The 11,807-nt window shown below is 73.0% G+C and carries 13 protein-coding genes; 4 read left to right on the plus strand and 9 right to left on the minus strand.

The features are described 5' to 3' along the window. Positions 1-10: 10 nt before the first annotated feature. Positions 11-601, plus strand: a complete 591-nt coding sequence (locus Voc01_RS48575) for a TetR/AcrR family transcriptional regulator (protein WP_203934584.1) — start codon at positions 11-13, stop codon at positions 599-601. A gap of 11 nt (positions 602-612) precedes the next feature. Here the strand turns inward: Voc01_RS48575 and Voc01_RS48580 are convergent, their stop codons facing one another. From Voc01_RS48580 to Voc01_RS48615, 8 genes are read right to left on the minus strand one after another with little or no spacing between them, the layout of a single operon-like run. Further along, positions 613-1,905, minus strand: coding sequence for an MFS transporter (locus Voc01_RS48580; RefSeq protein ID WP_203934585.1), 1,293 nt, complete (start codon positions 1,903-1,905; stop codon positions 613-615). Next, positions 1,902-2,243: a VOC family protein gene (locus Voc01_RS48585; RefSeq protein ID WP_203934586.1), complete on the minus strand. Its 342-nt coding sequence runs from the start codon at positions 2,241-2,243 to the stop codon at positions 1,902-1,904. Before Voc01_RS48585 ends, Voc01_RS48580 begins: the two co-directional genes overlap by 4 nt. Next, on the minus strand, positions 2,240-2,398 hold the full coding sequence (locus tag Voc01_RS48590; RefSeq protein WP_203934587.1) for an RH3 domain-containing protein: 159 nt from the start codon (positions 2,396-2,398) through the stop codon (positions 2,240-2,242). The genes Voc01_RS48585 and Voc01_RS48590 overlap by 4 nt, the downstream gene beginning before the upstream one ends. Before the next feature lie 26 nt (positions 2,399-2,424). After that, positions 2,425-3,762, minus strand: a complete 1,338-nt coding sequence (gene ggh / locus Voc01_RS48595) for a glucosylglycerate hydrolase (RefSeq protein WP_239161037.1) — start codon at positions 3,760-3,762, stop codon at positions 2,425-2,427. Between the two features lie 10 nt (positions 3,763-3,772). Further along, positions 3,773-4,840 (minus strand): ABC transporter ATP-binding protein, encoded by a 1,068-nt coding sequence (locus Voc01_RS48600; protein ID WP_203934588.1) that lies wholly within the window; start codon positions 4,838-4,840, stop codon positions 3,773-3,775. 13 nt (positions 4,841-4,853) lie between these two features. Next, entirely contained in the window at positions 4,854-5,672 is an 819-nt protein-coding gene (locus Voc01_RS48605) for a carbohydrate ABC transporter permease (protein WP_239161038.1), read from the minus strand. Further along, positions 5,669-6,514 carry a carbohydrate ABC transporter permease gene (locus Voc01_RS48610; protein ID WP_203934589.1) on the minus strand — a complete coding sequence of 282 codons (846 nt, stop codon included), beginning with the start codon at positions 6,512-6,514 and terminating at the stop codon, positions 5,669-5,671. The genes Voc01_RS48605 and Voc01_RS48610 overlap by 4 nt, the downstream gene beginning before the upstream one ends. Beyond that, positions 6,515-7,840 carry an ABC transporter substrate-binding protein gene (locus Voc01_RS48615; RefSeq protein ID WP_203934590.1) on the minus strand — a complete coding sequence of 442 codons (1,326 nt, stop codon included), beginning with the start codon at positions 7,838-7,840 and terminating at the stop codon, positions 6,515-6,517. 80 nt (positions 7,841-7,920) lie between these two features. Here Voc01_RS48615 and Voc01_RS48620 point away from each other — a divergent pair, with 80 nt between their 5' ends. Together Voc01_RS48620 and Voc01_RS48625 are read left to right on the plus strand one after the other, a co-directional pair. Beyond that, positions 7,921-9,081: an ROK family protein gene (locus Voc01_RS48620; RefSeq protein ID WP_203934591.1), complete on the plus strand. Its 1,161-nt coding sequence runs from the start codon at positions 7,921-7,923 to the stop codon at positions 9,079-9,081. Between the two features lie 30 nt (positions 9,082-9,111). Next, the gene (locus Voc01_RS48625; protein WP_203934592.1) at positions 9,112-9,561 is read left to right on the plus strand and encodes a VOC family protein; all 450 of its coding nucleotides are present in this window, start codon (positions 9,112-9,114) and stop codon (positions 9,559-9,561) included. A gap of 4 nt (positions 9,562-9,565) precedes the next feature. Here the strand turns inward: Voc01_RS48625 and Voc01_RS48630 are convergent, their stop codons facing one another. Then, the gene (locus tag Voc01_RS48630) at positions 9,566-10,195 is read right to left on the minus strand and encodes a LysE family translocator (RefSeq protein WP_203934593.1); all 630 of its coding nucleotides are present in this window, start codon (positions 10,193-10,195) and stop codon (positions 9,566-9,568) included. 216 nt (positions 10,196-10,411) lie between these two features. Between Voc01_RS48630 and Voc01_RS48635 the strand changes: the two genes are divergently transcribed. Beyond that, the gene (locus Voc01_RS48635; protein ID WP_203934594.1) at positions 10,412-11,569 is read left to right on the plus strand and encodes an MFS transporter; all 1,158 of its coding nucleotides are present in this window, start codon (positions 10,412-10,414) and stop codon (positions 11,567-11,569) included. Positions 11,570-11,807 lie beyond the last annotated feature (238 nt).

The raw sequence follows: 11,807 nt of genomic DNA on the forward strand, positions 1-11,807 counted from the left end.
GAATGCACTGGTGCCGCCACCCAACGATCTGCGCCGGGCCCAGCTCACCGACGCCGCGATCGCCCTGCTCGCCGAGTCCGGGGTGCACGGCGTGACGCACCGCTCGGTGGAGCGCCGGGCCGACCTGCCCGCGGGCACCGCGTCGAACTACTTCCGCAGCCGCGAGGCCCTTCTCGTGGCGACAGCGGAACGGATCATCGCGCTGCACCACGCCGACATGAACGCGGCCGCCGGCCACACGGCGGCACGCGACGACACCGCCGGCGCCGCGACGGCGGTCGATCTCATCGCCGGCTCCCTGCTGGCGGCGGCCACCACCTACCGCGCCAGGTACCTGGCGATCTTCGAGCTGCGGCTGGAGAGCCTGCGCCGTCCCGCGCTCGCGGCCGCGCTGGAGGCCCTGTCCGACGCGACGGTCGCGTTCACCCGGCGCCACCACGCCGACCTCGACCTCGGCATCCCGCCCGCGGGGGTGGCCACGATGGTCGCCCTGTACGGCGGCGCGTTGTTCACCCTGGTGAGCGCGCCCCCGGGCGAGGTGACGCCCGCGGCGGTGCGAGGGCTGGCCGAGGCGATCGTGCGGTCAGCGTTCCCCGGCTGAGCGCGAGCGGGTCACGGCCGCTCCGGCGCGCGCGAGCGGGTCGCGGCCACCGCGGCGGCCGCCAGCACGACGGCGAACACCCCGTACGACACCACCAGCCCGCGCGGCGCGCCCAGCGAGCCGATCGCACCGCCGGCGGCGCGTCCGAGCAGGCTGCCGAACGTCTCGGCGGTGATCGCCGCCGTCGCCAGCTGCGTGGCGGTGAGGCCGGTGGCGCCCGCGGTCGTCGCGCGGATGTAGAGACCGGGGTAGGCCAGCCCGACGCCGATGCCCGTGGCCGTCCACGCGACCAGCGCGACCCCGAACGACCGCGACAGCACCAGCGTCGCCGCCATGGTGGCGACGCCGACCGCGGTCAGGGTCAGGCCCAGCGGCGGCAGGTAGCGGGTCCGCGAGGTGAGGCGCGGCACGACGAGGCTGGTCAGGGCCCACGCCAGCGGCGCGGCGCCGAGCACGACCGCGGCGCGGGCGAGGCTGGTGCGGTACCCGTCGGTGAGCAGCAGCGTGATGAGGCTGTCGGCGCCGAAGTAGCCGACGCCGAACAGCAGCAGCGCGCCGAGGGCGGCGGGGGTGCCGCGCCGCAGCACCGGGGTGCCGCGGGGCAGGATCGCGGCGACCCCGACCAGCGCGACCGCGGCGCCGGCGACCTGCAGCGGCCACCAGCGGCCCAGCACCAGCGCCGCGACGCCCAGCGGCACCAGCAGGCCGAGCGGCCGGTCGCCGCCGCGCTCCCGCCCGTCGGGACGGGCCGCCCGCACCACGAGCAGCCGGCCGGCGAGCACGATCGGCACCGGTGCGAGCAGGGTCCACCGCCAGCCGACGAGGTGCTCCAGCCCGAGCGTCGCCGCGGGTCCGACCAGCGCCGGCACGATCCACATCGCCGACGACGCCGCCACCACCCGCATCCGCAGCGCGTCGTCGAAGTTGCGGATCGCGGAGCTGAACCCGAAGACGGCCAGCAGGCCGCCGGCGGCGCCGCCGCAGAACTGGCCCAGCGCGAACACCCAGGCGTGCGCGGCGGTGGCGGTGACCGCGAGCCCGCCGAGGTAGCCGGCCAGCCCGACGGTCAGGGTGCGCCGCCCGCCCAGCCGCCGCACCACGCGGCCGGCCAGCGGCAGCGCGACGAACAGGCCCAGGGTCGAGCCGGCCAGCAGCAGCCCGAGGTCGCCGCGGGCGTCGAGGTCGCGGGCGATCACGGGTAGCAGGGTCGAGGCCACGAACGTGGTGACGGCCGCGGCGAACTCCAGGGCGACGATCCCGACAGCCAGCGCGAGAGCGCCGGGCGGCCGCGTCGCGGTGGTCATGTATACAGCTCCCGGTCGAACCGGTTGACCTGCACCCAGGCGCCGTCGGGGTCGCGCACGCGCAGGGACTCGCCGTGGTTCTCGTCCATCACCGGACCGGGGTCGAAGCCGGCCCGGCGCAGCCGGTCGGCGACGTCGGCGAGCGGCTCGTCGGCCTCGAAGGCGAGCTCGCACCGGCCGCCGTCGTCGTCGCCGTGGATCGCGAGCGTCCCACCGGCAGCCGGTAGCTCGACCCAGGCGCCGGGCCGCGACCGCGCGCCGACCTCGAGGCCGAGCGCCCGGTAGAACCGCACCGAGGCCTCCACGTCGGCGCTGTAGCGGATCGGCACGACCCTCATGACCGCTCGTCCCGGTCGGCCCGCAGGTACGCCTCGAGGGCCCGCTCCACGAACGCCGACAGCGACTCGTTGGCGTCGACCGACGCGTGCTTCACCCGCCGGATCAGGTCGGCGGGCAGGTAGACGTTGAACTGCTGCTTCGGCGGGACGGCCACGCCGGCAATGCTAGCATGCTAGCAATCTAGCGAGGTGGCACGATCAGCCAGTCGAGGGCCACGGCCGCGGTCCAGCTCTGGTGCGCGCTGCCCAGCGCCTCACCCGTGTGCGGCTCGTAGTACTCGCCGAACGCGAGGTCGCCCAGCTGGCGCAGGCCCTCCGAGCGCAGCGACAACGCCTCGTCCCGGTGCCCCGCGCGGTACAGGGTCCAGTAGAGGAGCCAGTTCATGAACGGCCACTGCGGTCCGCGCCAGTACGTGCGGGGCGAGTAGCCCGCGTAGCCGGGCGCGGTCGACGGCGGCAGGGCGTACCGCAGGTCCGGGTGGCCGCACCAGTGCGGCCCGGTGAACAGGTCGAGCTGCCGGCGCACGAGGGCGGCGTCACCCCCGCTGAGCAGCGGCGCGAACCCGCCGATCGTCGGCACGTCGACGACGGCGCCGGTGCGCAGGTCGACGTCGCGCGCCAGTCCCGTCGACGGCGACACGGTCGACAGCACCCCGGCGCGGAACCGGTCGGCGAGCGTCCGCAGCTCGTCGGCCTCGGAGCGGCGTCCGAACTCGTCGCCGAGCTCGGCGAGCACGTCGCTGGCCAGCGCCGCGACGGCCGACATGAACACGTCGGTCATCCGGAAGTCGACAGTCTCCCGCACGGCCACGTCGTCGTAGCGGGCCTCCTTCATCTGGTGCACGAGCCACAGGTAGCGGCGGTACTCCCCGTCGGTCGGGCGCTGCCGCGCGTCCGTGACGTGCTGCAGGTCGCGCCGTTCCCGGCCGGTGAGCAGGTCGAGGCCGGGCCGCACGCCGGCGTACGCGAGGTCCCACCGCGGCGAGTTGTCCATCCCGGACTCCCAGCCGTGGTGGATCTCCAGCAGGCCGCGCCCGTCGGGGTCGCGGGCGGTGGCGAGCCAGCGGTGCCAGGCGAGCCACCGGTCGAACGTGTCGGCGGCGAAGCGTTCGGCCAGGTCGCGGTCCGCGCCGCCGTTGCGGCGTCCGGCGTCCAGGACCCGGCGGACCGCGATCGCGTGGACCGGCGGCTGGCAGATCCCGGACGTGCGCGCACCCGACGGCGCCGTCGCGCCCCACACGTCCGGGCCCGGGAAGTAGCCCTCGTCGGGCCCGAACACGATGTGCGGCAGCATCCCGCTGGCCCACTGGGCGCCGAGGAGCGTGGTCAGCTCGGCGACGGCCCGCGGCACCGACACCGTCGCCAGCCCGATCGCGACGAAAGCCGCGTCCCAGCTCCACAGGTGCGGGTACAGCCGGGGAGCGGCGGTGGTCAACGTGCCGATGTCGTTGCCGCGCAGGATGTACGCGGCGTTCGCGGCCAACGCGGGCGGTGCGGTCCCGGTCTCCACGACCGTCACTTCACCAGTGTCATTTCAGCAGGGCCGTTCCGGTTTCGGGGTCGTAGTACCGCAGGCTCTCCGGTGGACAGTCCAGCCGTACCACGCTGTCGGGCTCGGTGCGGAACGTCGCGGGCGCCTGCACCTTCAGCTCGTGCCCGTCGACCCGCACGGTCAGCAGCACCGCGGCGCCGGTCGGCTCGACGACGTCGACGGTCGCGGCGAGGCGGCCCTCGCCGCCGACGGTGATGTTCTCCGCCCGCACCCCGAGCAGGATGTCCCTGCCGGCGAACGACGCCACGTGGTCCGACGCGGGCAGCGTCTGCGCGCCGATCGCGAGCGTGCCGTCGTCGGCGACGGTCGCGGGCAGGAAGTTCATCGGCGGCGCGCCGAGGAACCCGCCGACGAACCGCTCGCTCGGCCGGTCGTACACGTCGACCGGCGGGCCGATCTGCGCGATGCGCCCGGAGCGCATCACCGCGACCCGGTCCCCCAGCGACATCGCCTCGGCCTGGTCGTGCGTCACGTACACGGTGGTGGTGCCCAGCCGCGCCACGATGCGCTTGAGCTCGGCCCGGAACTGCAGGCGCAGCAGCGCGTCCAAATTGGACAGTGGTTCGTCCATCAGCAGCACCTCGGCGTCGACCACGATGGCCCGCGCCACCGCGACGCGCTGGCGCTGGCCGCCGGACAGCTGCGCCGGGTAGCGGTCGAGGTAGTCGGTCAGCTCGAGGACCTCGGCGGCGCGCGCGACCCGCTCCGCGATCTCGGCCTTCGGGGTGTTGCGCATCGCCAGCCCGAAGCCGATGTTCGTGCGCACCTTCATGTGCGGGAAGATCGCGTAGGACTGGAACACCATCGACACGTTGCGGTGACGGGCCGGCAGGCCGGTCACGTCCTTCCCGCCGATCGCGATGCTGCCGCTGTCGGGCTGTTCCAGCCCCGCCACCATCCGCAGCAGCGTGGTCTTGCCGCACCCGCTGGGGCCGACCAGCACCACGAACTCGCCGTCGGCGACGGTGAGCGACACCGCGTCGGTCGCGCGGTAGCTCGCCCCCGCGTAGGTCTTGACGAGGTCCCTGATCTCGATCTCTGCCATTCACGGTCCTTCGCTAGCGGAGCGTGGTGCCCCACATGTTCAGCAGGTAGCGGCGCATGACCGCGACGAACAGCAGCGCCGGCAGCACCAGCGCGAAGCCTCCGGCGTACCGGAACGCCAACGGCGAGTCGCCGAGCGTGGAGAGCACCTGGGCGGGCAGCGTGCGCTGGTTGAGCGTGAGGATCGCCGCGCCCAGCACCTCGTTCCACGACATGACGAAGGTGAACATCGCCGCGGCCGCGATGCCGGGCAACGCCTGCGGCATCGTCACCTGGACGAACGCCCGCAGCGGCGAGGCGCCGAAGATCTGCGCCGCCTCCTCGTGGTCGCGCGGTACCGCCACGAAGATGGCGGCGGTGATGAGCACGGTGGTGGGCAGCGCCAGCGCGGTGTGCAGCAGCGTCACCGCGTACGTCGTGTCGTACAGGCCGGAGCTGAGGAACACCCGGGCCAGTGGCACCGACAGCACCACGATGGGCAGCGCGCGTGTCAGCAGCAGGAACAGCTGGTAGGAGCCGCGGCCGCCGAAGACGTAGCGGGCCAGCGCGTAGCCGGCCGGCACGCCGATCAGCAGCGACAGCGCCAGCGTCGACAGGCCGACGTTGAGCGAGTTGAGGAAGCCGCCGTAGACGCCCGTCGAGTTGAGGAACGTCGTGAGCGTCTCGGTCGACACGTCGGTCGGCAGCAGCGACAGCGGGAACTCGTTGAGCGACTCGCGGCTCGACAACGCGGCCAGCGTGATGAGGTAGATGGGCACGCCCATGAACAGCGTCACCGCGACGCAGGCGACCTGCACCCAGACCCGGTTGCGCCCCATGCTGTGTTGCGTCATCCGGCAACCCCCGGCTTGTCGCGCAGCATCCGCAGGTAGGCCACCGACGTCGCCATCGAGATCGCCAGCACGACGAGCGCGATCGCCGCGGCCACGTTCGGGTTCTGCAGCGCGGTGTACCACTGGTAGGTCTCGCCGACGAGCAGCGGGAACTCGCGTCCGGCGAGGGCCTGCGCCACCGCGAACGTCTGCAGCGCCAGGATCGTCCGCAGGATCACCGCGACCTGGATGCTCGGACGCAGCTGCGGCAGGATCACGTACCGCAGGCGCTTCCAGTAGCTGGCGCCGAACACCTCGGCCGCCTCGTCGTAGTCCTTCGGGATGCCCTGCAGACCCGCGACGAGGATGACGAACACCAGCGACGTGGCCCGCCACAGCTCGGCGACGAGCACCGCCAGGTACATGGTCGTCGGGTTCTCGTACGACAGCCACGAGTAGCCGCCGATGCCGACGAGTTCGAGCACCGAGTTGAGGTAGCCCCGGTCGGTGAAGATCGACAGCCACACCAGGCCGGCGGCGAGGTCGCTGATCGCCAGCGGGATGACCCAGATGTAGAAGTAGAAGCCCTGGAACCGCGGCTTCGTGCGCAGCAGCAGCGCCATCCCGAGCGCGAGCGCGAACTGCAGCGGGATCAGCACCACGATCAGCAGGAACGTGTTGCGCACGGCCGGCCAGAAGTAGGGGTCGTCGACCATGCGGCGCAGGTACTCCAGCGTCGGCCCGTCACCACCGCTGAACGCCTGACCGATGCCGACGAGCATCGGCCAGGCGAACAGCAGGGTCATGAAGACCAGCGACGGGGCGATCAGCAGCAGCGCCGGCGACAGCCTCCCGCGCCTCATCTATCCGACCTTGCAGACGGAACCCGCCGGGTCGGGCTTCCAGCACGGCACCCGCAGCTGGGCGAGGATGCCGTCGAGCAGGCCGGCCTGCGTGTCGAGCACCTGCTGCACCGGCTTCCTGTCGATGCAGATCTCCTTGAACGTGTTCTTGAAGATCTGCGAGACCTCGCCGTCCTTCGCACCGAGACCGACGGGCGGCAGCGACACGATCGCGCTGTCGGCGTCCTGTTGCTTCTTCACCGCCGGGGCCTCGAGGCCGACGCCGCCGGGCAGGTCCGACGGCAGCGACGCGTCGACCACCGGGAAGAACGCGTTCTGCCGCAGCACCTCCACCTGCGTGTCACCCTCGGCGAGGGCCTTGATGACGTCCTTGGCCTTACCCGCCTCGGGCGCGCCGTTCGGGATGCCGAGCCCGGCGACGACGAGCATGTAGCCCAGCCCCTTGGGACCGCGTGGCGCCGGCACCATCAGCCAGTCGTCCGGCTTGGCCTTCGGCGCGTTGACCAGCCGGGCGACGTGGTCCCAGGCGATGAGGACCTCGCCGCGCTCCAGCGGCTCCTGCATGAAGTCGTAGTTGGTGGAGGCGGTGTTGGTGTTGGCCCACAGCTCCTTCATCCAGTTCCACCCGGTCACCGCGTCGGCGCTGCGGAACCGGGTGACCTGCGCGCCGGTGAAGCTCGGCAGCAGGTAACCCTGGAAGAAGCGGTGGTACAGGCCCTTCGGGCCGGCCGGCAGGCCGAAGATCGGCTTGCCCCCGTTACCGGCGCGGCCCGCGACGGCCCACTGCAGCAGCTGGTCGTAGGTGAGCGTCTCCGGGTTCGCGCCGGAGGGCAGCCACTGCAACGCCTTCTTGTTGACCGCGAGCAGGTAGGTGGCCTGCATCCACGGGATGTACTTGGTGGTCGAGCCGCCGAGCTTGCCGAGCTCGAGCAGCTCCTCGTCGATTCCCCTGCTCTTCAACGCGTCCGCGACGTCGTCGAGGTCGGCCAGGCGCGCGGCCTGCGGGGCGAGGTCGCCGTGCAGGCCGCCGACGAGGCTGATCTCGACCTTCTTTGCGTCGACCTGTGACTGGACGGTGGTGGTGAAGTTGGCGTTGTCGACGGGGTTGAACGCGACCTCGGCGCCCTTCACCCGGTTCTTGAGGATCGTCTCGAAGCGCAGCCGCTCCTCGACGGGCGTGAACTGGGTGGACAGGAAGTTGACCGCGCCCTCGCCGCCGTCGGCGCCGCTGGTGGACACGCCGCTGCAGGCGGTCAGGGTCGCCGCCGCGGCGGCTCCGAGCAGGGTGCGGCGGCTGAGGATGGGTCCGGAAGAGATACTGGGCATCGTCACTCCCCGGGGTGACTTTTGTAAAATCAGATGACGTAAGTTCCCAGAGTCGAAACACATCTGTCAAGAGGTGGTCGATGGATGCTTCCGGGGCGACGCCCGGTCACCTGCTGGCCCTGATCCGGTCCCGCACCGCCTGGACCCGCCAGCAGCTGATCGACGCCACAGGCATGTCCCGGCCGACGCTGCTCGAGCGCATCTCGCCGCTCTTCGCCGCCGGCCTGGTGCGCGAGGCCGGCAGCACGGCCTCGGTCGGCGGCCGGCCGGCGCAGCTCATCAGCTTCGACGACCGGCTACTGACCGTGCTCACCTTCGATGTCGGGCACACCCACGCGCGGGTCAGCCTCACCGGCGTGCACGGTGGCGAACTGCACTCGGTGTCGCGCCGCATCGACGTCAGCCACACCGCGCCGGACGCGATGCTCACCGACCTGGTGACGCTGGGCCACGAGGTGCTGGGCGCCTGCCCGTCCCAACGCCTGGTCGGCCTCGGCGTCGGGCTTCCCGGTCCCATCGAGCCCGGCACCGGACTGCCCAAGCCGACCACGATCCTGCCCGGCTGGGACGGCTACCCGCTGCCCGACCTGCTGCGCGCCCACTGGGACGTGCCGATGGTGTTCGAGAACGACGCGCGGGCCCTCGCCTTCGGCGAGGCGAGCCTGTGCCCCGGCGAGACCGTGCTCGGCGTCAAGTGGGCCACGGGCATCGGCGCCGGGCTCATCACCGGCGGCATGAACCTCACCGGCGACGACGGCACCGCCGGCGACATCGGGCACATCAAGCTGGCCCGCACCGGGCCGCTGTGCCGGTGCGGGCGGCGCGGCTGCCTCGCCGCGTACGCGTCGGGGCACGCGCTGATCTCGCAGCTCGGCGTGTCGAGCCTCACCGACATCGCGTCGCGGGCCGGTGAGCCCGACGTCGCGCGGGCGCTCGCGTCGGCCGGACGGCGCCTCGGCACAGTGCTCGCCGCCCTGATCGCGATGGCCAACCCGCGCACGCTCGTGCTGGGCGGCATCATCGGCGCGCTACCGGGTGTCGTCGACGCCGTCGGCGAGCGGGTCCGCGACATCACGCTGCTGCGCAGCACCGCCGGGCTGCGGATCGTGCCGAGCGCACTGGGCGAGCGGGCCGCGACCGTGGGCCTGGTGAACCTCATCGTGCAACGGGTGCTGGCCGCCGAGGCGATCGACGCCGCGCTCGCCCTCGACGCCGGCCCGCTCGGGGTGCCGACCCGCTGAATTGTCGTACCGGGCCGGTAGCTTGCGGCCATGGTCACCGATTACCAGCTCACCATCGACTGCGCCGACCCGTCCCGCCAGGTCGCGTTCTGGGCCACCGCGCTCGGCTACGTCCCGAAGCCGCCGCCCGAGCCGTTCGCCACCTGGCGCGAGTTCTACCTCAGCATCCACGTCCCCGAAGACGAGCTCGGCGAGGGCGACTGCTCCGACCGCCTCGTCGACCCCACCGGTAGGGGGCCGGGCATCTGGTTCCAGCCCGTGCCCGAGGGCAAGGTCGTCAAGAACCGGCTGCACCTCGACCTGTTCGTCGGCGGCGGCCGCGCGGTGCCGACCGCCACCCGCCGCGAACGCGTCGACGCGAAGGTCGCCGCGCTCGTCGCCGCCGGCGCCACGGCGGTGCACAGCGACTACACGCCCGAGATGGACCACTACTTCGTGCTGATGAACGACCCCGAAGGCAACGAGTTCTGCGTCGTGTGAGGGCTCATCGCGTGTCGAGCGCCAGTCGCACGGCCAGGCCGCCGAAAACCATGGATGACGCACGTTGGAGCCGACGGCGTACGGCGCGTCGGCCGAGCACCTTGTCGGCAAGGCTGCCGGCGGTGACGCCGACCGTGCCGTCGACCGACAGCCCCACCACGATGAACACCGCCCCCAGCGCCAGCAGCTGCGCCGGCACCGGCCACGCGTGCGGGCCGTGGCTGAGGAACTGCGGCAGGAACGCGAGGTAGAACAGCACGACCTTCGGGTTGGCGAGGTTCGTGAGCGTCGCCATCGCGTAGAGCCGGCGCAGCGACCGTTTCCTGGCCGGGGTGGCCTCGTGCCCGCTGGTGCTGTCGCGCCACGAGGTCACCGCGAGGTAGACGAGGAACACCGCGCCGACGGCCCGGACCACGACGAGCGCCTCGGGCGCCGCGGCGATGAGCGCGCTGAGCCCGAGCGCGGCGGCGACGGTGTGCACCGCCAGGCCGGTCGACATCCCCACCGCCGACACGAGCCCGGCCCGCCGCCCGCCCGCGGCGGCATTGGCGACGATGAACAGCATGTCGGGCCCGGGCGCGACGCTCAGCAGGAACGCGGCGACCACGAACGCGGCGACGAGAGCGGGCTCCATGCCGCGAACCTACCGGCCGGCACGGGTGCGGCCCGACGGAGTTTCCCAGGGCGCGGGATGCGGTACGGTGCGTACGTGATCTCGCTGCGCGCCTTCCTGCGGTGGATCACGCCGCCGTTGCCGCTGTACGGCAACGATCACGAGCGCGGCGACTTCGCTCCCTAGGGCCGGGTCCCTTCCCGTCCCTGTCCCCGTCCGCTGTGGGAGCGATCCGTCATGTCCATCTCCACCGTGCTGCGTGCCGCCCAGGTGGCGCGCCTGCTGGGCGCGAGCCTCGTCGGGCGGGTCCCGCTCGGCGCCGCGCCGGTCGCGTTGCTGCTGTTCGCCCGCGAGACCTGGTCGATCGGCGCCGCCGGGCTGCTCGTCGGTGTCTACACCGTCGGGCTGGCCGCCGGTGCGCCGGTGCTCGCCCGCGTCGCCGACCGCTGGCGGCAGCCGCCCGTCATGTGGTCGGCGATCGCGCTGTCGACGGTCGGCTTCGCCATCCTCGCGGGCCTGGACCCGCCCCTCGGGCTGGCCGTGGTCGCCGCGCTGCTGGCCGGGGCCGGCGCTCCCCCGTTCGAGGCCGGCCTGCGGGTGCTGTGGCGCGGCCTGCTACCCGAGGAGCAGGTGCACACGGCGTACACGCTCGACATCGCGGTCCAGGAGCTGATCTTCATTTTCGGTCCGCTGGTCGCGGTGACCGCGGTGGCGGTGGGCGGTCCCGAGGCCGGCCTGTGGACGACCGCCGCCCTGCAGTTGGCCGGCACGGTCTGGTTCACCACGACGCCGGCGGTGCGCCGCTGGCGCGGCGAGGAGGCCGAGCGGCACTGGGCCGGCCCGCTGCGGTCGGTGCCCCTGCGGATCCTGCTCGCCGCGGTGGTGCTGGTCGGTGCCGGCGTCGGCACCCTGCCGGTGGCCGTGACCCGCTACGCCGAGGCGATCGGCGACCGCTCCTGGACCGGTTGGCTGCTGGCCGCCAACGCCACCGGCGCCCTGGTCGGCGGCCTGGTCAACACCCGCCTCACACTGCCCGACCGCTACCTGCCGTGGATCGCCGCGGGCCTCGCCGCCGGTTACGTGCCGCTGCTGCTGGTGCCGCCGATCGCACCGATGCTGGCCCTGGCCGTGGTCAGCGGCCTGTGCCTGCCGCCGCTGCTGGCCGGCACGTTCCTCACCGTCGACCGCACCGCGCCGGCCGGCACCGCGGCCGAGGCGTTCGCCTGGGTCTCCACGGCCTTCACCACCGGTGCGGCCCTGGGCGCCGCCGTCGACGGGGCGATCCTCGACCGGACCACGGCGGTGGCGGTCGGCTTCGCGCTGGCCCCGCTGACGATCGCGGCGGGCGCGGTGCTCTACCGCATCCTGGTGACCCGGGTACCCGAACCGGCCTGACCGCACACCCGCGCCGGACGCGAACGCTGATCGTGGAGCCCCGACGAACGAACGCGTCCTCGATCTTGGACGCCGGTACACGCCCAGGCACGCACAAACGTCCAAGATCGCGGCAGATCATGGGCGCCCTGCCCACGAATCGCGCCGCCCCGGGCGCATGCGAGCCGGGGGCGAGGAGGGGCGAGGGCCAGGGCGAGGACGCGACGGCCAGAAGGAGGCCACGGCGAGCACACGACGG

Origin of the sequence: Virgisporangium ochraceum (assembly GCF_016863655.1) — a bacterium.
Taxonomy (GTDB): domain Bacteria; phylum Actinomycetota; class Actinomycetes; order Mycobacteriales; family Micromonosporaceae; genus Virgisporangium; species Virgisporangium ochraceum.